Origin of the sequence: Geodermatophilus africanus, from assembly GCF_900107105.1 — a bacterium.
GTDB lineage: Bacteria > Actinomycetota > Actinomycetes > Mycobacteriales > Geodermatophilaceae > Geodermatophilus > Geodermatophilus africanus.
This window is the reverse complement of record NZ_FNOT01000002.1, coordinates 343,156-366,568: the sequence shown is the minus strand read 5'-3', so window position 1 is coordinate 366,568 and position 23,413 is coordinate 343,156. Positions and strand designations below refer to the sequence as shown.

General features: G+C 75.9%; 23 protein-coding genes. 14 read left to right on the top strand and 9 right to left on the bottom strand.

The window, feature by feature from the left end:
• Positions 1-132 precede the first annotated feature (132 nt).
• Together BLW63_RS04400 and BLW63_RS04395 are read right to left on the bottom strand one after the other, a co-directional pair.
• A complete protein-coding gene (locus BLW63_RS04400) occupies positions 133-2,883 on the bottom strand; it encodes a bifunctional acetate--CoA ligase family protein/GNAT family N-acetyltransferase (protein ID WP_244522353.1) in 2,751 nt (916 codons plus the stop codon).
• Complete coding sequence (locus BLW63_RS04395; protein WP_091151856.1) at positions 2,876-4,057, bottom strand: acetoin utilization protein AcuC; 1,182 nt, start codon at positions 4,055-4,057, stop codon at positions 2,876-2,878. The genes BLW63_RS04400 and BLW63_RS04395 overlap by 8 nt, the downstream gene beginning before the upstream one ends.
• 140 nt (positions 4,058-4,197) lie before the next feature.
• On the opposite strand from BLW63_RS04395, the gene BLW63_RS04390 reads away from it, so the two are divergent.
• Entirely contained in the window at positions 4,198-4,905 is a 708-nt protein-coding gene (locus BLW63_RS04390) for an iron-dependent transcriptional repressor DtxR (RefSeq protein ID WP_091151854.1), read from the top strand.
• Between the two features lie 158 nt (positions 4,906-5,063).
• Positions 5,064-7,142, top strand: coding sequence for a S9 family peptidase (locus tag BLW63_RS04385; protein ID WP_244522352.1), 2,079 nt, complete (start codon positions 5,064-5,066; stop codon positions 7,140-7,142).
• Between the two features lie 197 nt (positions 7,143-7,339).
• On the opposite strand, the gene BLW63_RS04380 is transcribed toward BLW63_RS04385, so the two are convergent.
• From BLW63_RS04380 to BLW63_RS04370, 3 genes are all read right to left on the bottom strand, one after another.
• Positions 7,340-8,413, bottom strand: a complete 1,074-nt coding sequence (locus BLW63_RS04380) for a DUF4192 domain-containing protein (protein WP_091151850.1) — start codon at positions 8,411-8,413, stop codon at positions 7,340-7,342.
• 259 nt (positions 8,414-8,672) lie between these two features.
• Positions 8,673-9,428 (bottom strand): hypothetical protein, encoded by a 756-nt coding sequence (locus BLW63_RS04375; protein WP_091151848.1) that lies wholly within the window; start codon positions 9,426-9,428, stop codon positions 8,673-8,675.
• 194 nt (positions 9,429-9,622) lie between these two features.
• Positions 9,623-9,916, bottom strand: a complete 294-nt coding sequence (locus BLW63_RS04370; RefSeq protein WP_012949601.1) for a Dabb family protein — start codon at positions 9,914-9,916, stop codon at positions 9,623-9,625.
• 87 nt (positions 9,917-10,003) lie between these two features.
• On the opposite strand from BLW63_RS04370, the gene BLW63_RS04365 reads away from it, so the two are divergent.
• From BLW63_RS04365 to BLW63_RS04340, 6 genes are all read left to right on the top strand, one after another.
• Positions 10,004-11,254, top strand: a complete 1,251-nt coding sequence (locus BLW63_RS04365) for a glycosyltransferase family 4 protein (protein WP_091151846.1) — start codon at positions 10,004-10,006, stop codon at positions 11,252-11,254.
• Positions 11,255-11,366: 112 nt separating this feature from the next.
• Complete coding sequence (locus tag BLW63_RS04360) at positions 11,367-12,113, top strand: class I SAM-dependent methyltransferase (protein ID WP_244522351.1); 747 nt, start codon at positions 11,367-11,369, stop codon at positions 12,111-12,113.
• Between the two features lie 52 nt (positions 12,114-12,165).
• Positions 12,166-13,200, top strand: coding sequence for a prenyltransferase/squalene oxidase repeat-containing protein (locus BLW63_RS04355; protein ID WP_244522350.1), 1,035 nt, complete (start codon positions 12,166-12,168; stop codon positions 13,198-13,200).
• A complete protein-coding gene (locus tag BLW63_RS04350; protein ID WP_091152255.1) occupies positions 13,197-14,072 on the top strand; it encodes a glycosyltransferase family 2 protein in 876 nt (291 codons plus the stop codon). Before BLW63_RS04355 ends, BLW63_RS04350 begins: the two co-directional genes overlap by 4 nt.
• Positions 14,073-14,158: 86 nt before the next feature.
• Entirely contained in the window at positions 14,159-15,040 is an 882-nt protein-coding gene (locus tag BLW63_RS04345; RefSeq protein WP_244522349.1) for a glycosyltransferase family 2 protein, read from the top strand.
• Positions 15,041-15,077: 37 nt separating this feature from the next.
• A complete protein-coding gene (locus BLW63_RS04340; protein ID WP_091151840.1) occupies positions 15,078-15,461 on the top strand; it encodes a VOC family protein in 384 nt (127 codons plus the stop codon).
• A 60-nt stretch (positions 15,462-15,521) separates the two neighbouring features.
• Here the strand turns inward: BLW63_RS04340 and BLW63_RS04335 are convergent, their stop codons facing one another.
• The 4 genes from BLW63_RS04335 to BLW63_RS04320 form a co-directional block, all read right to left on the bottom strand.
• Positions 15,522-15,854, bottom strand: coding sequence for a TraR/DksA family transcriptional regulator (locus BLW63_RS04335; protein ID WP_091151838.1), 333 nt, complete (start codon positions 15,852-15,854; stop codon positions 15,522-15,524).
• A gap of 97 nt (positions 15,855-15,951) precedes the next feature.
• On the bottom strand, positions 15,952-16,581 hold the full coding sequence (locus BLW63_RS04330) for a class I SAM-dependent methyltransferase (protein ID WP_091152251.1): 630 nt from the start codon (positions 16,579-16,581) through the stop codon (positions 15,952-15,954).
• 14 nt (positions 16,582-16,595) lie between these two features.
• Positions 16,596-17,786, bottom strand: a complete 1,191-nt coding sequence (locus BLW63_RS04325) for a YibE/F family protein (RefSeq protein WP_244522348.1) — start codon at positions 17,784-17,786, stop codon at positions 16,596-16,598.
• A gap of 146 nt (positions 17,787-17,932) precedes the next feature.
• Positions 17,933-18,358 carry an STAS domain-containing protein gene (locus BLW63_RS04320; RefSeq protein ID WP_091151834.1) on the bottom strand — a complete coding sequence of 142 codons (426 nt, stop codon included), beginning with the start codon at positions 18,356-18,358 and terminating at the stop codon, positions 17,933-17,935.
• A 216-nt stretch (positions 18,359-18,574) separates the two neighbouring features.
• On the opposite strand from BLW63_RS04320, the gene BLW63_RS04315 reads away from it, so the two are divergent.
• The 6 genes from BLW63_RS04315 to BLW63_RS04290 all read left to right on the top strand — a co-directional run bounded on the left by BLW63_RS04315 (position 18,575) and on the right by BLW63_RS04290 (position 23,364).
• Entirely contained in the window at positions 18,575-19,072 is a 498-nt protein-coding gene (locus tag BLW63_RS04315; protein WP_091151833.1) for an Hsp20/alpha crystallin family protein, read from the top strand.
• A 90-nt stretch (positions 19,073-19,162) separates the two neighbouring features.
• Positions 19,163-19,519 carry a helix-turn-helix domain-containing protein gene (locus tag BLW63_RS04310; protein WP_091151830.1) on the top strand — a complete coding sequence of 119 codons (357 nt, stop codon included), beginning with the start codon at positions 19,163-19,165 and terminating at the stop codon, positions 19,517-19,519.
• An 80-nt stretch (positions 19,520-19,599) separates the two neighbouring features.
• Entirely contained in the window at positions 19,600-19,896 is a 297-nt protein-coding gene (locus BLW63_RS04305) for a metal-sensitive transcriptional regulator (protein ID WP_091151828.1), read from the top strand.
• A gap of 43 nt (positions 19,897-19,939) precedes the next feature.
• The gene (locus BLW63_RS04300; RefSeq protein WP_091151826.1) at positions 19,940-20,146 is read left to right on the top strand and encodes a heavy-metal-associated domain-containing protein; all 207 of its coding nucleotides are present in this window, start codon (positions 19,940-19,942) and stop codon (positions 20,144-20,146) included.
• An 11-nt stretch (positions 20,147-20,157) separates the two neighbouring features.
• Positions 20,158-21,033, top strand: coding sequence for a hypothetical protein (locus BLW63_RS04295; protein WP_091151824.1), 876 nt, complete (start codon positions 20,158-20,160; stop codon positions 21,031-21,033).
• Positions 21,034-21,045: 12 nt separating this feature from the next.
• A complete protein-coding gene (locus BLW63_RS04290) occupies positions 21,046-23,364 on the top strand; it encodes a heavy metal translocating P-type ATPase (RefSeq protein WP_091151822.1) in 2,319 nt (772 codons plus the stop codon).
• Positions 23,365-23,413 lie beyond the last annotated feature (49 nt).

The window sequence follows — 23,413 nt, the reverse complement described above, 5'->3', positions numbered from 1 at the left end:
GGCCGGCCCTCCGTCATGTCTGCGACGACCGCCCTCGATGATCAGGTGAGCTGATCGTCCCGGGTCCTGGCTCACCACCGATGGTGAGCCAGGACCTGCCGAGGCGAGCTGAGCCGATCGTCGTGAGGCGGCTCAGTCGCCGGGGGTTCGCATGCGGCGGGGGCCGGGGTCGACGCGCGCGGTCGGCGGACCGACCCGGACGGCGGCACCGGCCACGACCAGCGACCGTCCGCCGTGCCAGGGGTGGGGCGGGCCGACGATGACCGGCTCCAGCACCAGCCGCAGCACCTCGGGCAGGTCGTCGGCGAGCCGGGCGACCCGCAGCAGCAGGTCCTCCAGCGCCGCGACGTCGACCGGCTCGGAGCCGCGGTAGCCGTTGAGCAGCGGCCACGCCCGCGGCGCCCGCACCAGCTCCGCGGCGTCCAGGTCGGTCAGCGGCAGCGTCCGGTAGGCGCGGTCGCCGAGCAGGTCGGTCGCGACTCCGCCCAGGCCGAAGCTGACGAGCGCGCCGAACGACGGGTCGTCGACGATCTCGACGACGGTGGCCACCCCGGGCGCGGCCATCTCCTGCACGATCACCGGGTCGCCTGACGGGATGGCGGCGAACGCGGCGCGCACCGCGTCGGCGTCGGCGAGGTCCAGGCGCACCCCGCCGAGATCGGAGCGGTGCCGCAGCCAGGCGGCCGTCGACTTGAGCACCACCGGGTAGCCGACCTCGTCGGCCGCGGCGACCGCGGCCTCGACGTCGGTGACCGTCCGGGTGCCCAGCAGCGGGATCCCGTAGGCGGCCAGCAGCGTGATGAGCTCGTCGTCGGTCAGCGCCCGCCCCTCCGGTGCCGACGCCAGCGCCGACCGGACGACGTCCCGCCCGGCCTGCTCGTCGACCCTCTCCAGGTCGGGCACCTCGCCGACCGGACGGCGCCGCCAGGCGGCGTACCGCGCCACCTTGGCCAGCGCGAGCACCGCCCGCTCGGGCGTGGAGAACGACGGCACCGAGCCGCGGGCCGGGGTCCCGTCCTCCCCGACGAGGGCGAGTTCAGCCGGGACGCCCTCGTTGGAGAGGAACGTGGCGACGATCGGCTTCTCGGCCCCGGCGGCGACCTCCCGCAGCGCCCGGCCGAACTCCGCCGAGCCGCGGGACAGCGGCGGGAGGAACACCGCGACCACGGCGTCCACACCCTCGTCGTCCACCGCCCCCTGCAGGGCGGCCTGGAACTCCTCCGCCGTCCCGCCGGCGCCGATGTCGGTCGGCGCCTCGTGGGCCAGCGCGAGCCCCTGCTCGAGGACCGCGTCGCTGACCAGCCAGCCCATCGCGGTGGAGTTGCCGACGACCGCGACCCGGTCACCGGCCGGCAGCGGCTGGTGGGCCAGCAGCGTGCCGACGTCGAACAGCTGCGCCAGCGTCTCGACCCGGATGACGCCGGCGGAGGCGAACAGCGCGGCCACCGACTCCTCGGGGACGGCGACCGACGTGCCGGCCAGCCCCTCGGTCATCCGCACGTGCCGGCCGCTCTTCACTGCGGCCACCGGCTTGGTGCGGCCCACCCGGCGGGCCAGCCGGGCGAACTTGCGCGGGTTGCCGAAGCTCTCCAGGTGCAGCAGCACCACCTCGGTGGCGGGGTCGGTGGCCCAGTACTGCAGCAGGTCGTTGCCGCTGACGTCGGCGCGGTTGCCGGCCGACACGAAGCTGGACAGGCCGATGTTGCGGGTGCGCGCCTGCTCGAGCAGCGCCGAGCCCAGCGCGCCGGACTGCGCGAAGAAGCCGACCCGCCCGCGGCCGGGCACCCGCGGCGCCAGGCTGGCGTTGAGCCGCACCGCCGGGTCGGTGTTGACGATACCCAGGCAGTTCGGCCCCACCACCCGCATGCCCGAGGCCCGCGCCGCGGCGACCAGCTGCCGCTCGCGGGCCCGTCCCTCCGGGCCGGATTCGCCGAAGCCGCCGGTGATGACCACCAGCCCGCGGACCCGCTTGCGCCGGCACGCCTCCACGACGCCGGCCACCTCCTCGGCGGGCACCGTCAGGACGGCGAGGTCGACGTCGTCGGGGACGTCCTCGATGCCCGCGTAGGCCGGCACCCCGCGCACGTGCCGGGTGCCGGGGTTGACCGGGTAGACCGGCCCCTCGAACCCCAGGTCGAGCAGGTGCCGCAGGACGGCGTTGCCGAGCTTGCCCTCGTCGTTGCTCGCGCCCACCACGGCGACCGACGACGGCGTGAGCAGCCGCGCGATCGACCGCGACTCGCTGCGCTGCTCGCGTTCGTAGGCGACCTGCAGGGCGGTCTCGGTCGGCGCGATCGGGAAGGTGAGGTGGACGACGCCCTCCTCGTAGGAGCGGGTCGGGGTGTATCCGGCGTCGAGGAAGACCCGCACCATCCGGTTGTTCTGCGCCAGCACTTCGGCGACGAAGTTCTCGATGCCGCGCTCGCGGGCCGCCGCGGCCAGGTGCTCGAGCAGCACCGACCCCAGTCCGCGGCCCTGGTGGGCGTCCTCGATGAGGAAGGCGACCTCCGCGTCGTCCGTGCCCGGGTAGCGGTCGTAGCGGCCGACCCCGATGACCTGGTCGCCGAGCACCAGGACGAAGGCGACCCGGGTGTCGTGGTCGACGTGCGTGAAGCGGTGCAGGTCCTTGTCCGACAGCCGCTTCATCGGCCCGAAGAACCGGTAGTAGCGGGTCTGGTCGGAGCTGCGGTCCATCAGCCCGACGAGGCCCTCGGCGTCCTCGGGACAGATCGGCCGCAGGTGCACCGTGCCGCCGTCGGCGGCGATGATGTCGGCCTCCCAGTGCGCGGGCGGCTGCGGGGCGGCGGGCTCGGCCGGCCCCGGCGCAGGGTCCCGCCGCGAGCTCGCGAGTGGTGGGGGGCGGTGGGGTCCTTCGTCAGTCACGGGGGTCGTCCGGGTCCAGGCCGAAGTAGGGGAACGCGGCGTTGCGGGTGCGGCCGATGGCCCGGTCGACGCGGGACTCGGTGAACGGGTCCCAGTGCGCGAAGCCGGTGTAGCCGCCCTCGGTCATGTGCGTGGGCGGCCGGGCGCGCAGCCCGCGGCGGACCACGTCCTCGCGCCAGGACTCGGGAATCTCCGTCGCCGGCTCGAGCCGGGCACCGGCGGCCTCGGCGATGAGGTGCGTCCAGGCCCGCGGCACGCAGCGGACCAGGCCGTAGCCGCCGCCGCCGAGGGCGATCCAGCGGCCGTCGCAGATCTCGTGGGCCAGGTCGTGGACGGCGCGGTAGCTGGCCCGCTGCCCGTCGATGGTCAGCGCGAGGTCGGCCAGCGGGTCCTCGTGGTGGGCGTCGCAGCCGCACTGGGTCACCAGGATCTCCGGCGCGAACGCCTTGAGCACGCTGGGGACGACGGCGTGGAAGGCGCGCAGCCAGCCCGAGTCGTCGGTGCCGTTGGGCAGCGCCAGGTTGACCGCGCTGCCGAGCGCCTTCTCCGGGTCGCCGGTCTCCTCGGGGAAGCCGGTGCCGGGGAAGAGGGTCAGCGGCGTCTGGTGGATGCTCACGGTCAGCACGCGCGGGTCGTCGTAGAAGACGGCCTGGACGCCGTCGCCGTGGTGGACGTCGAGGTCGAGGTAGGCGATGCGGTCGTGCCCCTGGTCGAGCAGCCACTGGATGGCGACCGCCGCGTCGTTGAAGACGCAGAAGCCCGACGCGCGGTCGCGCATCGCGTGGTGCAGGCCGCCGGAGATGTTGACCGCGTGCTGCGCCCGGCCGCTGTGCACCTGCTCGGCGGCGAGCACGCTGCCCCCGGTGATCAGCGCCGCGGCGTCGTACATGCCCTCGAACACCGGGTTGTCCGCCGTCCCGAGGCCGTGGCCCACCCTGGGGTCGGCCGGGGCGCGCTTCACCGCCTCGAGGTAGGCCGGGTCGTGCACCCGGGTGAGCAGGTCGACGTCGGCCGGGGTGGGCCGCAGCACCTGCAGCCGGTCGGTGGCCAGGACGCCGAGGCCGTCGGCGAGCCGCATCGTGAGGTCCAGCCGGACCGGGTGCAGCGGGTGGTCCCCGCCCATCGTGTAACCGAGCAGCGCGTCGTCCCAGACGACGGCGACGGAGTCACTCACGGGACACTCCTGACGCTGACGGCGATGTCGTCGGCGACGCTACCGCCGGGACCGTCGGGACGTGCCGGCGGCGACGCCGTCGCGCGACCGGGCGGACGCGCGCTCCGCCCGTACCATCACGGACGACACGGAGGAGACCTGTGAACGACCTCATCGACACCACCGAGATGTACCTCCGGACGATCTTCGAGCTGGAGGAGGAGGGGATCGTCCCCCTCCGCGCCCGCATCGCCGAGCGGCTGCACCAGAGCGGCCCGACGGTGAGCCAGACCGTCGCCCGGATGGAGCGCGACGGCCTGCTGACCGTCGAGGGCGACCGGCACCTGCAGCTGTCCGAGTCCGGGCGGCAGCTGGCCACCGCGGTGATGCGCAAGCACCGGCTCGCGGAGTGCCTGCTGGTCGACGTCATCGGGCTGGAGTACGCCGACGTCCACGAGGAGGCGTGCCGCTGGGAGCACGTCATGAGCGAGGCCGTCGAGCGCAAGCTGCTCACCCTGCTCGGCAACCCGACGGTGTCCCCGTTCGGCAACCCGATCCCGGGCCTGGACGCCCTGGGCGGGGAGACCTCCGCGGTGCTCGACGCCCTGACGCTGCTGTCGACCACCGCCACCCTCGAGGGGCGCCGCGTGGAGATCAAGCGGATCAGCGAGCAGCTGCAGGAGGACAACGAGCTCATGCGGCAGCTGGCCGACCAGGGGCTGCGCCCGGGCATGACCGCCGTCGCGCAGCTGACCGCCGGCACGGTCAGCCTCGACGGCAACGCGCTGCCGGTGGGGGTGGCCCAGCACGTGTTCGTCAGCGCTCTCGACGAGGAGCTCAGCCCGGCCGAGGCGGCTCCCCGCCTCTGAAGGAGGACCCCCTCGCCCCCGCCACTCGGGGAAGGGCCCCGTCCTCCCCACCCTTCGCGAGCTCAGGGCGGCGCCCTGGACGGGGCCGCGGCGAGCCTCTGGACGGGGCCGGGGACCCTGCAAGGGGGCCACCGCGCTCCCGGCCTACGGTGGGCCGGGTGAGCGAGCCCTCCGACGCCCAGGCCACGCCCTCCTCCCCCTTCGCCGACCTGGCCGCCTTCGTCGCCCTCCCCCGGCTCGCCGGGCTGGCCCTGTCCGCCGACGGCCGCCGGCTCGCCGTCGCGGTGCAGACCCTGGACCGCGAGAAGACGAAGTGGCAGTCGGCCGTCTGGGAGGTCGACCCGGAAGGACGCCGGCCGCCCCGCCGGCTCACCCGCAGCGCGCCCGGCGAGTCCTCGCCCGTGTGGGCGCCCGACGGCTCGCTGCTGTTCACCTCCGCCCGTCCCGACCCCACGGCCGCGCCCGGCGACGGTGACGGCGAGGACCCGAAGCCGGCGCTGTGGAGTCTGCCCGCCGGCGGCGGTGAGGCCCGGCCGGTGTTGACCCACCCGGGCGGGGTCGGGACCGTCGCGGTCGCCGCGGACACCGGCGAGGTGGTCCTCACCGCCTCCGCCATGCCGGGCGCGGGCGACGCCGAGGCCGACGCGGCGCGCCGCAAGCAGCGCAAGGAGGCCGGCGTCACCGCGATCCTGCACGAGGCGTACCCGGTGCGGCACTGGGACAGCGACCTGGGCCCCGCCACGCCGCACGTCTTCTGGGCCGGTGCGCTGCCCGCCGATGCCGACGCCGGCGCCGAACGGCCCGCAGTGGTACTGCGTGACCTCACCCCGGACGCCGTCCCGCCCGCCGGTGCCGGCGGCGACCTGCACCTCTCCCCCGACGGCCGGCTGCTGGCGCGCGTGGACACCGTGCCCGACGGCCCGGCCGGTCAGCGCGACCGGCTGGTGCTCGTCGAGACCGCGTCCGGCGAGAGCCGGGCGTTGGTGGACGACCCGCTCGCCGACCTCTCGGCGCCGCGCTTCTCCCCCGACGGCAGCGCGGTCGTCTGCGTGCGCGAGTCGAAGTCGACCCACGACGACCCGCCGGACTACACGCTGCTGCACGTCGACGTGGCCACCGGCGCGGCCCGCGAGCTCACCGCCGGCTTCGACCGCTGGCCCTCGGCCCCGCAGTTCGCCGCCGACGGGACGACGGTGTATTTCCTCGCCGACGACGGCGGGCGGCACGGGCTGTTCCGGGTGCCCGCCGCGGGCGGCGACCCGGTGCGGATGACCACCGACGGCGCCTACAGCGACCTGCAGGTGGCCCGCGACGGCAGCGCCCTGTACGCGCTGCGCTCGGCGTACGACGAGCCGCCCGCGCCGGTGCGGCTGGATCCGCGGGCGACCGGTCAGCACCCGGAGCCGCTGCCCAACCCCGGCACCCTCGACGGGCTGCCCGGGAGCCTGCACGAGGTCGAGGCCACCGCCGCCGACGGGACGCCGGTGCACTGCTGGCTGGTGCTGCCCGAGGGCGCGTCGGCCGAGCGCCCGGCGCCGCTGCTGCTGTGGATTCACGGCGGGCCGCTGATGAGCTGGAACTCGTGGTCGTGGCGGTGGTGCCCGTGGGTCATGGCCGCCCGCGGCTACGCCGTCCTGCTGCCCGACCCGGCGCTGTCGCAGGGCTACGGGCAGGACTTCGTCCGCCGCGGCTGGGGGGCGTGGGGCGAGGCGCCCTACACCGACCTCATGGCCGCGGTCGACGCCGTCGAGGAGCGACCCGACGTCGACGGGTCGCGCACCGCGGCGATGGGCGGCTCCTTCGGGGGCTACATGGCCAACTGGGTGGCCACCCAGACCGGCCGGTTCCAGGCGATCGTCACCCACGCCAGCCTGTGGGACGTCGACGCGTTCGTCGGCACCACCGACGCCGCCTACTACTGGGAGCGGGAGTGGGGCGACCCCCTGCGGGAGCCCAAGCGCTACGAGCAGAACTCGCCGCACCGCTACGCCGACGCCATCCGCACGCCCGTGCTGGTGATCCACGGCGACCGCGACTACCGAGTGCCGATCGGCGAGGCGCTGCGGCTCTGGTACGACCTCCAGAAGCGCGGCGTCCCGTCGCGCTTCCTCTACTTCCCCGACGAGAACCACTGGGTGCTCACCCCGGGCAACGCGCAGGTCTGGTACGACACCGTGCTGGCCTTCCTGGCCGAGCACGTGCACGGCCAGGACTGGGAGCGCCCCGAACTGCTCTGAGGTGGACTTCCTGCCCCCCACCGTGCAAGGACCCCGTCCTCGTCATCCCTCGCAGGCTCGGCAGAAGGACCACCTCCTCCCCACCACTCGCAGGCTCGCGGCGGGGCCCTGGAGGCGGCCGGGACGGGGCCGGCGGCGGGAACCTGCGGGGGGCCGCCGGGACGGGGCCACGCGTCCTCCGGCTACCGCGAGCGGGCTCACCCCGCGGCCCAGACCTCGTCGGGGTCAGCGGTCACCGAGGCCAGCATCGCCCGCAGCTCGGCCGGGGGCAGGCAGGCGGCCAGCCCGTCGGCGAGCAGCCGCGCGAGCGTGTACGTCGGCCGGCTGTCCAGCGCCCGGTCGAGCGCGACGTTGGCCATGGCACCGTTCCCGCGCAGCCACGCACTCACCGCCAGCAGCGTGGCCGGGGCGGCGTCGAGGGGTGCCGGGGCCCGGCGGGTGCACTCGGTCCACAGCAGCTCGGCCGCGGGAGCGTCGTCGCCCAGCGCGAGGGTGAGCGCCCGGTCGCGCACCCGGACGTCGGCCAGCGCCCACAGCACGCCGGCGATCTGGCGGTCGGGCAGCCGGCCGGACCCGGGCGGGCGGCAGCGCCGCACGGCGCGCAGCACGGCGTCCCAGGAGCGTCGGGCCTCGGCGTCCGCGTCGACCCGCGCGGCGCCCGCCCGGCGGTCCACCAGCCGCCAGGTGGCCGCCTCCATCGCGGCCCGGGCCGGGCCGTCGAGCGGTGCGATGCGCGCCTCGAGCGCGGCGCGGTCGCGGGCGACGACCTGGCCGCCGGCGACCGAGGCGGCCGCCAGCGGAGAGACGCCCGCGGGCAGGGGCGCGCCGGCCCCCGGGGCGCAGCAGGGCTCCGGGCAGTCGTAGGACCACCAGCGGCCGCTCCGGACCAGCAGGGTGTCGCGCACCGGGATGTCGCGCGCCGCCAGCGCGACCACGGCGTCGTGCACGACGTCGCGGTGCGGCAGGCCGGCGAGCGCGTCGTCGCCGGGCAGCGGCGCACGCTCGTCGGGTGCCTCGGAGACCACCGCGACGACGACGCCGGCCGGGTCGACGGTGGCCACGCTGCGGACCAGCGCCCGGACCACCGCGGCGCAGGCGGCCCGGGGGGGCAGGTCGGCGCGCACGGTGAGGCCCACCCGGTTGCCGGTCGGCCCGCCGAGGGCGACCAGCAGGACCGACTCGTGCGGGTGGAAACCGACGAGGTGGGGCAGCGCGGCGGCGATGTCGGCGGAGTCGGACAGGAACACGACGGGGCGGCTGGGGTCGTCCATGCCGCCGACCCTCGCCGCCGTCCCCGCCCGGAGGGGCCGTGCGCGGGGATCTGTGGACCGGCTGGGCAACTGTGGACGCCCGGCCCCGTCGGCCCCTGGTTCCGTCCCGGGCTCAGGCCTCCTGTCACGGCCTGGCGACGTGCTGGAACGGCCACCCCCCAGGGGCCCGCAGGTCCCGTCCCGGACCCAGCCCTGAGCCTGTGGAGGGCGGGGAGGACGGGGTTCCTCCACGAGGCGTGGGGGGAAGGGTGGTCCTCGGTCAGTCGAGGGTCTCGGCCTGCACCTCGTGCGCCTGCTCGAGCAGCGCGCTGAACGCTGCACGCTCGGGCTCGGCGCCCTCGCGGTCGCCGGTGGCCAGCGCGACCACCCGGTCGCCGTCCTGCACCAGCCCGACCAGTCCGGAGGACTCGCGCCGGGCACCGCCGGGCTCGGTGGCCGCGACCGCCACCGACACCCCCACCGCGGCGTCGCCGAGGTCGGGCACGCCGAAGGTCGCCAGGTCGATCGTGGCGCTGCCGTGCTCGGGGGAGCTGACCGTCACCTGCGGGCACTGCCCGACCAGCTCGGGCACCCGGCCGACGAGCCCGGCCGCCGGTCCGGCCACGGCCAGCAGCTGGGCGGTGTACGTCGTCCCCTGGACGGCGACCTGCGCGGCGAGGTCCTCCGCGGCGGGGGGCCCGTGCACCGGCAGGGCCCGCAGCGCCGCGGTGCACGCCTCGGGGGTGACCTCGACGTCGGCCGGCGCGCCCATCCCGGCGAGCGCGTGCTCGGACAGCCGCTGCCCCGGCACCGGGAGGACCCGCGCGCCGGGACCGAACGCCTCGGCCGGCAGCAGGCCGGCAGCGAGGTCCGCAGGGGCGGAGGTCGCCGCGGCTGCCTCGGCGGACGGCGACGGCGCCCCGGTGGCCGCGGCCTCCTGGACCCCGGCGTCCGACGCACAGCCGGTCAGGACCGCACCGGCGACCAGGCCGGTCGCGAGCAGGGAGGTACGGCGGGCGCGCGGCGATCGGTTCACGCCACCGACGGTAGCCCCGTGCCGGCCCGGTGAGGTGGTGGAACAGCCACCTCCAGGGTCCCGCGCCGAGCCTGGTGAGGTTCTCGAACGGCCCTCCTGCAGGGTCCCGCCGCGAGCCCGTGAGGTGGTGGAACGGCCACCCTTCAGGGGCCCACGCCGAGCCTGCGAGGCGTGGGGGGAAGGGTGGTCCTTTCTCAGACCTCGTACTGGACGGCGCTGCGCGCGGCGAGGATCGGCTTCACGTGGTCGGCGATGACCTGCAGGTGCACCGGGTGGTCGGCGTAGCGCCGCCAGGCCTCGACGTCGGGGAAGTCGGCCACCAGGGCGGTGTGCGCGTTGCCCTCGCGCAGCCCGGCGTCCGGGCCCACTGCGAAGGAGGTCATCCCGCCCACCTCCTCGGGCAGCCGGCGGAGGGCGGCCAGGGTCTGCTCCCGGCGCTCCTCGTCGGCGTCGTCGGACCAGGTGAAGAGGACGACGTGGCGCAGCACGGCCGCGATCCTGTCAGGCCCGGCGGGGGGCGCGCAGCCCGGCACCGGCGGACCGGTCGGTAACGAGCCTGGATAGAGTCGCCGACCATGGGACGGCCGCTGCGCATCGCACTGCTGTCCTACCGCAGCAAGCCGCACAGCGGCGGCCAGGGCGTCTACGTCCGGGCCCTCTCCCGGGAGCTCACCGCGCTCGGCCACGGGGTAACCGTGTTCAGCGGCCAGCCCTATCCCGAGCTGGACGACGGCGTGCCGCTGGCGCGGGTGCCGAGCCTGGACCTCTACCGGGAGCCCGACCCGTTCCGCACCCCGCGCCCCTCGGAGTTCCGCGACCGCATCGACGTCCGCGAGTGGGCGACGATGTGCACGGCGGGCTTCCCCGAGCCGCTGACCTTCAGCCTCCGCGCGGCCCGGCTGCTGCTCCCCCGTGCCGCCGAGGTCGACGTCGTGCACGACAACCAGTGCCTGGGCTCGGGCCTGCTGCAGCTGACCCGCGCCGGTGTGCCGACCGTGGCCACCGTGCACCACCCGGTCGCCATCGACCGCGACCTGGAGCTGGCCGCCGCGCCCTCGCTGCGCCGCCGGCTGACCCTGCGCCGCTGGTACGGATTCACCCGCATGCAGGCCCGGGTGGCCCCGCAGCTGGACGGCGTCACCACCGTCTCGGAGAGCTCCCGCCGCGACATCGAGACCCACCTCGGCCTCCCGGCGGACGCGATCCGGGTGATCCCGGTGGGCATCGACCCCGACGTCTTCACCCCGCCGCCGGACGACCGGTCCCGCGACGCCGACTCGATCGTCGTCACCACCAGCGCCGACGTCCCGCTCAAGGGGCTGGTGCACCTGCTCGAGGCGGTCGCGAAGCTGCGCACCGAGCGCCCGGTGCGGCTGACCGTCGTCGGCACCGCGCGCCCCGGCGGGCCGGCCGAGGCCACGCTCGACCGGCTGGCGCTCCGCGAGGCCGTCCGCTTCACCGGCCCGCTGCCCGAGGCCGACCTGGTCCGGCTGCTGCAGAGCGCCGCCGTCGTCGCCATCCCCTCGCTCTACGAGGGCTTCTCGCTGCCGGCGATCGAGGCCATGGCCTGCGGCACGGCCCTGGTGACCACCGACGCCGGCGCGCTGCCCGAGGTCGTGGGCAGCCGGGCCGGCGTCCGGGTCCGCGCCGGGGACGTCGGCGAGCTGACCGCGGCGCTGCAGCTGGTCCTCGACTCGCCGTCCTTCGCCGACCAGCTGGGCCGCGCCGGACGGCGCCGGGTGCTGGCCTCCTACACCTGGCGCTCGACCGCCGAGCGGACAGCGGAGTGGTACCGCGAGGTGCTGGAGCGGAAGGCGCGGCTGTGAAGACGACGGGCGGGGGAGCATCGCCGCGTGCTGGGGGCACCTCCCGCTCGCGGGGGACAGCGACCGAGGAGCGGATCGAGTCCGGAGTCGAACCGGGGACACCGTGCTGACCGTGGACTACGACCGGCTGGACCTGCGGCCGGGGATGACCGTCCTGGACCTGGGTTGCGGCGAGGGCCGGCACGCGTTCGAGGCCTACCGGCGCGGCGCCCGGGTGGTCGCTGTCGACCGGGGCGTGCCCGAGGTGGAAACGACGAAGCGCTGGCTCGGTGCCATCGCCGAGGCCGGCGAGGCACCGGCGGGGGCGGCGTACGAGGTGGTGCGCGCCGACCTGCTGGCGCTGCCCTTCCCCGACGCGAGCGTCGACCGGGTGATCGCCTCCGAGGTCCTCGAGCACATCCCCGACGACGCGGCCGCCCTGGCCGAGATCGCCCGCGTGCTCAGGCCGGGCGGCACGGTCGCGGTGACCGTCCCGCGGTACGGGCCCGAGCGGGTCTGCTGGGCGCTGTCGGACGCCTACCACGCCAACGAGGGCGGCCACATCCGCATCTACCGGGGCGGCGCGCTGCGGGCCCGGCTGGCCGCCGCCGGCCTGGTGCCCGGGGAGCAGCACCACGCGCACGCGCTGCACGCCCCGTTCTGGTGGCTCAAGTGCGCCGTCGGCGTCGACCGGGACAGCGCCGCCGTCCGCGCCTACCACCGGCTGCTGGTCTGGGACCTGACGGAGCGGCCGTGGCCGACCCGGTTCGCCGAGCGGCTGCTGGACCCGGTGATCGGCAAGAGCCTGGTCGTCTACGCGCGGAGACCCGCGGCAGCGGTCCCGGTCCGCGAGCCGGAGCTGGAGCAGACCGCTGTCTGAGCTGCTCCCCGAGCTGCCCGGCGTGCTGAGCGGGGAGCAGGTGCGCGCAACGGTGGCGGCCATCGCGGCCGAGCAGGAGTCCGACGGCGCGCTGCCCTGGTTCGGGGGTGGGCGGCTGGACCCGTGGGACGCGGTCGAGGCCGCGATGGCCCTCGACGTCGGCGGTGAGCACGACCGGGCGCGGGCGGCCTACCGCTGGCTGGCCCGCCGGCAGCGACCGGACGGCTCGTGGGCGTCGGAGTACCGCGCCGGCGCCGAGGTCTCCCCCGCCGCGGAGAGCAACCACGCCGGCTACCTGGCGGTCGGCGTCTGGCACAGCTGGCTGCTGGCCCGCGACCCCGGGCTGGTCGCCGCGCTGTGGCCCGCGGTGCGCCGCGGCCTGGACCTGGTCACCCGCATGCAGCTGCCCGGCGGCGCGGTCGGCTGGGCGCTGCGCCCCGACGGCACCGCCGACGACACCGCGCTGCTCACGGGCAACGCCAGCCTGTTCCAGGCGCTGCGCTGCGGCACCGCCCTGGCCGCCCTGCTCGGGGAGCCGCAGCCGGACTGGGAGCTCGCCGTCGCCGACCTCGGCGCCGCGCTGCGCACGCGTCCCGACGCGTTCGCGGACCGGTCCCGCTACTCGATGGACTGGTACTACCCGGTGCTCGGCGGCGCGGTCACCGGCGCCGCGGCCGACGCCCGGCTGGCGACCGGCTGGCACCGCTTCGTCGTCCCCGGGCTGGGCGCCCGCTGCGTGGCAGACCGGCCGTGGGTCACCGGCGCGGAGACCTGCGAGCTGGCGCTCGCGCTGGCCGCCGCCGGCCGGCCGGACGCCGCGCTGGAGCAGGTGGCCGCCATGCAGCACCTGCGGGCGGACGACGGGTCGTACTGGACCGGCTACGTCTACCCCGACGACGCCCGCTGGCCGGTCGAGCGGACGACGTGGACCGCGGCGGCCGTCGTCCTCGCCGCGGACGCCCTCTCCGGGGCGACCGCGGCGTCGGGGCTGTTCACCGACCCGGGCGCGCTGCCCCCGGCCGGGACGGACAACTCACAGGAGACCGCCGGTTGGCTGCCCGGCGGCGCGGGCAGGGTGCTGCCGTGAGCAGCCCTCCCCGCCCCGGCGACCCGCTCCCTGGCGACGTGGCCGTCGTCGTCATGAGCCAGAACCGCCGCGAGGACCTCCTGCGCACGCTGCCGCGCCACGAGGCGCCGGTCGTGCTGGTCGACAACGCCTCCACCGACGGCACCGTCGAGGCGGTGCGGGCGGCCCGACCCGAGGTGACCGTCGTCCCGCTGCAGCGCAACGTCGGGTCCCACGCGCGCACGCTCGGCGTCGAGCGCGCCCGGACGGAGTTCGTGGCCTTCGCCGACGACGACTCGTGGTGGGCGCCCGGCGACCTCGCCCGCGCGGTCGAGGTCATGCGCGCGCACCCCCGCCTGGCGGTGCTCAACGCACGGATCCTGGTCGGCCCCGAGGAGCGGCTCGACTCGTTCTGCAGCGAGCTGGCGCGCAGCCCCCTGGGAACGCCCGGCGACCTGCCCGGCCCGGCGCTGCTGGGGTTCATCGCCTGCGGCGCGATGGTGCGCACCGAGGCCTTCCTCGCCGTCGGCGGGTTCGACCCCGTCGTCCGCTTCCCCGGCGAGGAGGAGCGGCTGTCGCTGGACCTGGCCGCGGCCGGCTGGGGCATCGCCTACGTCGACGAAGTCACGGTGCACCACCACCCGTCGACGCGGCGGTCGGCGCCGGAGGGCCGGCGGACGGCGATCTGGCGCAGCCGGCTGCTCACCGCGGTGATGCGCCGGCCGTGGGCGCAGGTGGCCGGGCTGGTGGTGGAAGCGCTGCGCACGGGAGCGCCGGAGCGCCGCGGGCTGCTGCGCGCGCTGCCGGAGGTGCCGGCCGCGCTGCGCCGGCGCCGGGTGGTCCCGGAGTCCGTCCGCGCCGACCTGCGGGTGCTGGCCCAGGCCGCGGCATGACGGCGACGCAGAAAGAGGACCCTCCTGCCCCCCACCACTCGCAGGCTCGCTGCGGGACCCTGCAGGAGGGCCGACGCGACCCGCGGGTGTCCGTCGTCGTCATCACCCACCAGCGCCGCGACGAGGTGCTGCTGGCCCTCTCCCGACTGGTGGCGCTGCCCGAGCGGCCGCACGTCGTCGTCGTGGACAACGGCTCGACCGACGGGACGGCGGAGGCGGTCGCGGAGCGGTTCCCGCAGGTGGAGCTGGTCGCCAGCCCGGAGAACCTCGGCGCGATCGGCCGCAACGTCGGCGTGGCCCGGGTGGACACCCCCTACGTCGCCTTCTGCGACGACGACACCTGGTGGGACCCGGGCGCGCTGCGCACTGCCGCCGACGTCCTCGACGCGCACCCGCGGCTGGCGGTGCTGACCGCCCGGATCCTCGTCGAGCCGGGCGGCCGGGAGGACCCGATCGTCGCCGAGCTGCGGGACTCCCCCGTCCGCGGCGCCGACTGGCTGCCCGGACCGGCGCTGGGCTCCTTCCTGGCCGGCGCCTCGGTGCTGCGCCGCGGGGCGTTCACCGAGGTCGGCGGCTTCAGCGAGCGGCTGTGGCTCGGCGGCGAGGAGGAGCTGATGGCCGGTGACCTGGCCGCCGCCGGGTGGGAGCTGTGCTACCTGCCCGCGCTGACGGTGCACCACCAGGCGTCGAGGGCCCGGGACTCCCACCGGCGGCGGCGCGACGGCATCCGCAACACCCTCTGGACGACGTGGCTGCGGCGACCGGTCCGCCCGGCGCTGCGCCGCACCGTGCACCTGCTGCGCACCCTGCCCCGCGACCGGGTGACCGCCCAGGGCCTGTGGGCGGCCGCGCGGGGGGCCCACTGGGTGGTGCGCGAGCGGCGGGTGCTGCCCCCGCACGCCGAGGCCCGATTCGCCGCGCTGGAGCACGCCCAGCGGACGTCGACCGCCCGCCGCTACGTGAGCTGACGCGCGGGACACCGGCGCGGGTGCGAGGCTGCGCCGCATGGTGTCCCGGACCTCGAACTTCTGCATCGATGCTCGCGACCCCCGTGCCCAGGTGGCCTGGTGGGCCCAGGTGCTGGACGACTTCGAGCCCGACGGCCAGGACGACGAGGACGAGGCGGAGCTCCGGGGGCCGGCGGGTCGGTGGCTGATCTTCCTCCGGGTGCCGGAGCCGAAGACGGTCAAGAACCGGATGCACCTCTGCCTGCGCCCCGTGGACCGGAGCCGGGACGAGGAGGTCGACCGTCTCCTCGGCCTCGGCGCGACGCTCGCCGACGACCTGCGCGCCGGGGACACCGGGTGGGCGGTGCTCGCCGATCCCGAGGGCAACGAGTTCTGCGTGCTGGCCACCCGCGCCGACGAGGCCGGAGTGGCCCAGCGCTAGGAGCCGAGGCTCCCGTGCCGGGCGCGCTCGTGCCGGGAGCGGGGAGGACGGCGTCCTCCCTCAGGAGGCGCAGGCGATGCAGGTGCGGGTCGAGGGGCGGGCGGCCAGCCGCTCAGGGGCGATCGGGCGCCTGCAGGTCGCGCACGTCCCGTACTCGCCGGCCTCGACGCGGGCCAGCGCGTCGTCGATGTCGGCCAGCCGCCGCCGCGCGGAGTCCAGCAGGGCCGCCACCTGCTGGCGCTCGAACGCGATGGTGGCGCCCTCGGGGTCGTGCTCGTCGTCGGCGTTGGACTGCCGCGACGCGTCGACGACCTCGTCGAACTCACGGACCAGGACGTCGATCCGGGCGAGCGTCCCCACCCTGGCGCGAGCCAGCTCGTCGGCGGCGGTCACGGCGCCATGCTCGCGCTCCCGCTGATCATCGGCGAGTGGCTGCTCGACACGCCGGCGGCGGCAGCCGGATGCCGATGATCACCGAGGGGACGACTGATCACCGAGGGGACGACGTCCGGCCCAGAAGCCGCAGCGACCCGGTGCCGGGCAGCTCGGTGAACTCCCCCGACGCGACCACCCGCCGGTAGACCCCGTAGGGCGCCTGGCCGCCATCGGCCGGGTCGGGGAAGACGTCGTGGATCGCCAGCGTGCCGCCGACGGCCAGCTTGGCCACCCAGGCGTCCTGGTCGCGGCGGGCGGACTCCTCGGTGTGGCTGCCGTCGAGGAACAGCAGCGCGAGCGGGGTCGCCCACAGCGGCGCCAGCACCTCCGAGCGCGCCACCACTGCGATGACGACGTCCTCCGCGCCGGCGTCGGCGATCGTCCGGCGGAACCGCGGCAGGGTGTCGAGCAGGCCGACGGCGGGGTCGACCAGCGTCGGGTCGTGGTACTCCCAGCCGGGCTGGTGCTCCTCCGAGCCGCGGTGGTGGTCGACGGTGACCACCTGGCGGCCGGTCTCGCGGGCCGCGGCGGCCAGGTACAGCGCCGACCTCCCCATCCAGCTGCCGACCTCCAGCAGCGGACCGGGGACCGCGACCGCCCGGGCGGCCTCGTACAGCGCCGTCCCCTCGTCGTCGGGCATGAAGCCCGGGGCGGCGCGGGCGGCGTCGAGCAGGTCGGCGGTCACCGGCACAGCGTGGCTCACCGGGCGAAGCGGGCGCGCAGGGCGGTCAGCCGCTGGTCGGTCGCCGCGCCCGCCCGGCTGCCGGCGGCCTTGGCGAAGAAGGCGCCGGCCGCCGTCGTCACCGGGACGGCGAGCACCAGCGCGATCGAGCCGACCAGCGTGCGGATGACCTCCTCGGCCAGCGCCGACGAGGTCAGGACGACGTCCCACGGCTGGGCGTAGACCTCGAACAGCATCAGCAGCGGCAGCGAGGCGCCCGCGTAGGCGAAGACGATCGTGTAGACCGTCGAGGCGATGTGGTCGCGGCCGACGGCCATCCCGCGGCGGTAGAGCTCCCGCCAGGTCATCCCCGGATCGACCTCGTGCAGCTGCCAGATCGCCGAGGCCTGCGTGATCGTCACGTCGTTGAGCACGCCGAGCCCGGCGACGACCACCCCGGCGAGCACCAGGCCGGAGAAGTCGATGGCCGGGTCATAGGTCTGCAGCCGCACCGTCTCCTCGCTCGTCAGGCCGGTCAGCCGCGCCGTGGCCACGGCCACCGCGCCGAGGACGGCGACCAGCGCCAGCCCGAAGAGGGTGCCCACCAGCGCCGTCGTCGTCCGGGCCGAGAACCCGTGCGCCAGGTAGAGGACGACGAACATGATCGCCGCCGAGCCGACCAGGCTCACCAGCGTGGGCGAGGAGTCGCCCAGCAGGCCGGGCAGCAGGAACTGCAGCATCAGGAAGAACGCGAACGCCAGGCCGACCAGGGCGGCCAGCCCCCGCAGCCGGGCGACGGCCACGGTGACGACGGCGAAGGCGACGGTCAGGGCGACGATCGGCACATCCCGTTCGTAGTCGTAGAACGCGTACAGGCCGGCGCCCTCCGCCCCGGCGTCCCGGGTGAGCACGAGGACGTCCCCCTCGGCGATCCCGGCTGCGTACACCTCCGCAGGGAGCTCGAGCTCCTGGAACTCCCCGGCGCCGACCCCGTCGAGCACCTGGACGACGACGGTGGCGCAGGTCAGCTGCTGTGCCGGCTGCCCCTCCCCGCCGGGGAACGAGCAGTCGAACGGCTCGACCCTCGAGACCTGCCCCTCGGGATAGGTGGTCCCCGGCGGGAGGTACAGCTCGGCGGCCTGCTCGGCGCGGGTCGGCTCGTCGCCAGGCCAGAGCACCACCAGCCCGACGACCGTGGCCAGGCCCACCGGCACGAGCAGCAGGAGCATCAGCCAGACCGCGCGCCGCCTCCGGGTCAGGACCTCCGGGCTCGGCGGTGGCGCGTCCGGATCGGGACCGTGGCTGTGGGCGGGACTCGACGGCACCCGGTCAGGCTAGGAGGCCCATCGCGGCACGCTCGCCGCGACACCGGCTCTCAGCCGGGGCCGCCCTCCCGGTCGACCCGGTCGTCCTCCACCGACTCGTACTCCTCGACCGGGAAGCGCAACCACAGACCGGACAGCTGCAGCGGCCGGGCGACCTCCGTCGGCGGGGCGACCAGCACGACCTCCACGCCGCGCGGCTGGCCGAGCTTCTGCAGCTGCACCAGCACGGCCATGCCGGCCGAGTTGAGGTACGTGGCGGCGCGGAGGTCCAGGCGAACCCGCCGCAGGTCCGGACGGCCGAGCATCAGGTCGGTCATCGTCCGCACCAGTGGCCGCCGGGCCGCCTCGGTCAGCTCGCCGCCGACGGTGAGGGTCGCGACGTCGCCGTCGAGGTCGGTGCCCACCTCCGGCTCCACGTCGCCGTGCCGCTGCCGCTCCGGTTCCCCGTGCGCTCGGGAGGCGCTGGTGTCGTCCACGGCCGTCTCCTGCCCCGGGGAGCGGCCGCTCACGCGCGGAGCGGTGCATCGGGCACCCCGGTCCGGTCCCGCGGGCGGGGAGGCCTGGCACGGCCGAACGAATTTACGCGATGGATGTTTACTCTGGCATCCGCATGAGGTAATCTCCAGTTGCCACTAGAGGTTCACCTCGGGCAGCGAACACACCGACACGAACTCCAGGAGGTTGACACAGCGATGGCCATGCTGACCGCCTACGACCCGTTCGCCGCCACGAACGCCGCCTTCCGGGCGCTCGACCAGCTGACCGGCCGGGGCGGCGGGCTGACCGCCCGCCCGCTGTCGGGCATGCCGATGGACGCCTACCGCGTCGGCGACAACTTCGTCGCCCACTTCGACCTGCCCGGCGTCGACCCCGGCTCGATCGACCTGCAGGTCGAGGGCACCACGCTGACCGTCACCGCGGAGCGCTCGGTGCCGCAGCTGGAGAACGCCGAGTGGGCGATCGCCGAGCGGCCGTACGGCAGCTACACCCGGCAGCTCGTCCTCGGCCGCAGCCTGGACACCGACCGGCTCGAGGCGCACTACCACGACGGCGTGCTCACGCTGAGCATCCCGGTCGCGGAGAAGGCGCGGGCCCGCAAGATCAACGTCACCCGCGCCGACACCCCGACCGCCGTCGAGGGGCGCACCATCGAGGGCGAGTCGTCCGAGCGCAGGTCCGTCGAGAGCTGAGCGGCGGCGACTCTCCGAGGGCCGGGTCCACGCGGACCCGGCCCTCGCGCTCATCGGGCCCCGTGCCCCCGCAGCCCCCGGAGGACCGGCATGACCGCATCCGCGCCCCGCGACGGCGATCCGGTCGGCCGTCTCGACGACCCGGACTTCCCCGCGCTGACCATGAGCCAGGCCGCCGCGCTGCTCGGCGTCCAGGCGGCCTTCCTGCGCAGCCTCGACACCGCCGGCGTCCTCCAGCCGCACCGCTCCCCCGGCGGCCACCGCCGCTACTCCCGCCACCAGCTGGCCCTCGCCGCGCGGCTGCGCGGCCTGCTCGACGACGGCCACACGCTGGCCTCCGCCGAGGTGATCCTGGGCCTGCAGGACGAGCTGGCCGACGCCCGCGCCGACTCCGAGCGGCTGCAGGCCGCGGTGGACCGGCTGCGGGCGCGGGACGCGGACCGGTGAGGCACGACGCTCGGCGCCAAATGCCCTAGGGGGGTATGGTTTTCCTCGGAGCGCCCACCGGACGCGTCGGGAGGACACCCGTGGAGAGCAGTGGCCAGCACGGCTACATCCACCGCAAGGACGACTACCTCAAGCGGTTGCGCCGCATCGAGGGGCAGGCCCGCGGGCTGCAGCGGATGGTCGAGGACGAGAAGTACTGCATCGACATCCTCACCCAGGTCTCGGCGATGACGAAGGCGCTGCAGTCGGTCGCCCTCGGCCTGGTCGAGGAGCACCTGTCGCACTGCGTCGTCCAGGCCGCCCAGGCGGGCGGTCGCGAGGCCGACGAGAAGGTCCGCGAGGCCACCGAGGCGATCGCCCGCCTCGTCCGGTCCTGAGCTGCGCTCTCACACCCGCCCGACCCACTCCTGGAAGGAACCCATGAGCACCGCCACCTACACCGTCACGGGCATGACCTGCGGCCACTGCGTGAACGCCGTCACCGAGGAGGTCGGCGCCGTCCCCGGGGTCACGGCCGTCGACGTCGACCTGGCCGGCGGCGGCCTGACCGTCACCAGCACCGAGCCCGTCGACGAGGCCGCCGTGCGCGCCGCCGTCGAGGAGGCCGGCTACCAGGTCACGGGCTGAGGCGGCGCCCCGTGCGGACCCCGGTCAGGCTTGCCGTCGTCGCCGCCGGCCTCGGCGCCGTCTTCGCGGCGGCGGTGGGCGTCGGCGCGGCGATCGGCCCGGTGGGCGCGCCCGGGACGCACCCCGCCGCAGCCGCGCCGGCCCCGGGCCCCGCGGTGGACGCCGGCACCGGCTACGTCCTCGACGTCCTGGAGGAGCAGCCCGCCGCCGGGACGACGACCGTGGTGTTCCGCGTCCTCGGCCCCGACGGCGCCCCGGTGACCGGCTACACGCCGGACCACGGCGAGGACCTGCACCTGGTCGCCGTCCGCACCGACCTGTCCGGCTACCAGCACGTGCACCCCGACCTGGGCGCCGACGGCACGTGGCGGGCGCCGCTCACCCTCACCCCCGGCAGCTGGCACCTGGTCGCCGACACCACGCCGGCCGCCGCCGGTGAGGACCTCGCGCTGACCGCCGACCTGCAGGTGGCCGGCACCTACGACCCCCGGCCGCTGCCCGAGCCCGCCCCGGTGGCCGAGGTCGACGGCTACACCGTCGTCCTGACCGGGGAGCTCACTCCCGGCGGGGAGTCCGAGCTGACCTTCGGCGTCAGCCGCGACGGCCGCCCGGTCACCGACCTGCAGCCCTACCTGGGGGCGTACGGCCACCTGGTCGCGCTGCGCGAGGGGGACCTCGAGTACCTGCACGTGCACCCCGTCGAGGACGAGCACGTCGCCCCGGCGCCCGGCCCGCACGTCGGCTTCGCCGCGACCGCGCCGTCGGCCGGCACCTACCGGCTGTTCCTCGACTTCCGGCACGGCGACGCCGTGCACACCGCCGCCTTCACGGTGCAGGCCACCGGGACGGCGGCCGACGAGCCGGCCGGTCACGGGCACGGCGGCTGAGGAGACCCCAGCATGAGCACCCCCGACGTCCGCACCGGCGAGGTCGAGCTGCTGATCGGCGGCATGACCTGCGCGTCGTGCGCCACCCGCGTCGAGAAGAAGCTCAACCGGATGGACGGCGTCACGGCGACGGTCAACTACGCCACCGAGAAGGCGCGGGTCGCCTTCGGCGGGGACGTCACGACCGACGACCTGATCGCCACGGTCGAGAGGACCGGCTACACCGCCCACCTCCGGCCCCCAGAAGGACCCCCTCCTCCCCACCCCTCGCAGGCTCGGGGCGGTGCCCGAGAGGGGGCCGCAGACGGGGTTCTTCAACGGCAGCGGCTGCTGGTGTCGACCCTCCTCACCGTGCCGGTGGTCGCGATGGCGATGGTCCCGGCGCTGCAGTTCGAGTACTGGCAGTGGCTGTCGCTCACGCTGGCCGCGCCGGTCGTCGTGTGGGGCGGGCTGCCGTTCCACCGCGCCACGTGGACCAACCTGCGGCACGGCGCGGCGACGATGGACACGCTGGTCTCCCTCGGCACCGGCGCGGCGTTCCTCTGGTCGCTGTACGCGCTGTTCCTGGGCACCGCCGGCGAGCCCGGCATGACGCACCCGTTCGAGCTCACCATCGCCCGCACCGACGGCAGCGCCAACGTCTACCTCGAGGCCGCGGCCGGCGTGACCACGTTCCTGCTGGCCGGGCGGTACGTCGAGGCCCGCTCCAAGCGCCGGGCCGGGGCGGCGCTGCGCGCGCTGCTGGAGCTCGGCGCCAAGGAGGTCACGGTGCTGCGCGGCGGCACCGAGACCAGGATGCCGGTCGACCGGCTGGCGGTCGGCGACCTGTTCGTCGTCCGGCCCGGGGAGAAGGTCGCCGCGGACGGCGTGGTGACCGAGGGCGCCTCCGCCGTCGACGCCTCGATGCTCACGGGCGAGTCGGTGCCGGTGGAGGTGGCTCCCGGTGACACGGTCGTCGGCGCCACCGTGAACGCCGGCGGCCGGCTGGTCGTGCGGGCCACGCGCGTGGGCTCGGAGACGCAGCTGGCGCAGATGGCGCAGCTGGTCGAGGAGGCACAGAACGGCAAGGCCGAGGTGCAGCGGCTGGCCGACCGGGTGTCCGGCGTCTTCGTGCCGGTCGTGCTGGCGCTGGCCGTCGCGACGCTCGGCTTCTGGATCGGCGCGTCGGCCGGACTGCCCGCCGCGTTCACCGCGGCGGTCGCGGTGCTCATCATCGCCTGCCCGTGCGCGCTGGGGCTGGCCACGCCGACCGCGCTCATGGTCGGCACGGGCCGCGGCGCGCAGCTCGGCATCCTCATCAAGGGTCCAGAGGTGCTGGAGTCCACCCGCGCCGTCGACACGGTGGTGCTGGACAAGACCGGCACGGTCACCACCGGCCGGATGACCCTGCACGACGTCGTCCCCGCGGACGGCGCGGACGCCGACCGGGTGCTGGCGCTGGCCGGCGCGGTCGAGGCCGGCTCCGAGCACCCGGTCGCCCGGGCGATCGCCGCCGCGGCGGCCGAGCGCACCGGGCCGCTGCGGCCGGTCACCGGCTTCGGCAACGAGGCCGGCCTCGGCGTGCGCGGCGTCGTCGACGGGACGGCGGTGCTCGTCGGCCGGGCCGGCCTGCTCGCCGGCGTCGACGTCCCGGCGGAGCTCACCCGGGCGCAGGCTGCGGCGGAGGCGGCCGGACGGACCGCCGTGCTCGTCGCGTGGGACGGCGTCGCCCGCGGGGTGCTCGCCGTCGCGGACGCGGTGAAGCCGACCTCGGCCGAGGCGGTCCGCCAGCTGCGCGACCTGGGGCTGCACCCGGTGCTGCTGACCGGCGACAACGCGACGGTGACCCGGGCGGTCGCCGCCGAGGTCGGCATCGACGAGGTGGTCGCCGAGGTGCTGCCGCAGGACAAGGTCGACGTCGTCCGCCGGCTGCAGGGCGAGGGCCGGGTCGTGGCGATGGTCGGCGACGGGGTCAACGACGCCGCGGCGCTGGCGCAGGCCGACCTCGGGCTGGCGATGGGCACCGGCACCGACGTGGCGATCCAGGCCTCCGACCTCACCCTGGTGCGCGGCGACCTGCGCGCGGCGGCCGACGCCATCCGGCTTGCCCGCCACACCCTCGCGGTGATCAAGGGCAACCTGTTCTGGGCGTTCGCCTACAACGTCGCGGCGATCCCGCTGGCCATGGCCGGGCTGCTGAACCCGATGATCGCGGGTGCCGCGATGGCGTTCAGCTCGGTGTTCGTGGTGACCAACAGCCTGCGGCTGCGCCGGTTCGCCCCGCTGCCGGGCAACGCGGACGCGACCACCGCCGTCCCCTCCGGCCGCCGGGCCGCGGTCAGCGCCGCCTGACCGGACTCCCGCGCTCTCCCGGAGAGGTCGTGCTCTGCCCACACTGGTG

What these genes read in the sequence shown, in the direction of transcription:
- BLW63_RS04380 (WP_091151850.1), bottom strand. Translation starts at nt 8,413, where the DNA reads ATGGACGACCCCAGCCGCCCCGTCGTGTTCCTGTCCGACTCCGCCGAC.
- BLW63_RS04365 (WP_091151846.1), top strand. Translation starts at nt 10,004, where the DNA reads ATGGGACGGCCGCTGCGCATCGCACTGCTGTCCTACCGCAGCAAGCCG.
- BLW63_RS04340 (WP_091151840.1), top strand. Translation starts at nt 15,078, where the DNA reads ATGGTGTCCCGGACCTCGAACTTCTGCATCGATGCTCGCGACCCCCGT.
- BLW63_RS04325 (WP_244522348.1), bottom strand. Translation starts at nt 17,786, where the DNA reads ATGCTCCTGCTGCTCGTGCCGGTGGGCCTGGCCACGGTCGTCGGGCTG.
- BLW63_RS04315 (WP_091151833.1), top strand. Translation starts at nt 18,575, where the DNA reads ATGGCCATGCTGACCGCCTACGACCCGTTCGCCGCCACGAACGCCGCC.
- BLW63_RS04310 (WP_091151830.1), top strand. Translation starts at nt 19,163, where the DNA reads ATGACCGCATCCGCGCCCCGCGACGGCGATCCGGTCGGCCGTCTCGAC.
- BLW63_RS04300 (WP_091151826.1), top strand. Translation starts at nt 19,940, where the DNA reads ATGAGCACCGCCACCTACACCGTCACGGGCATGACCTGCGGCCACTGC.
- BLW63_RS04290 (WP_091151822.1), top strand. Translation starts at nt 21,046, where the DNA reads ATGAGCACCCCCGACGTCCGCACCGGCGAGGTCGAGCTGCTGATCGGC.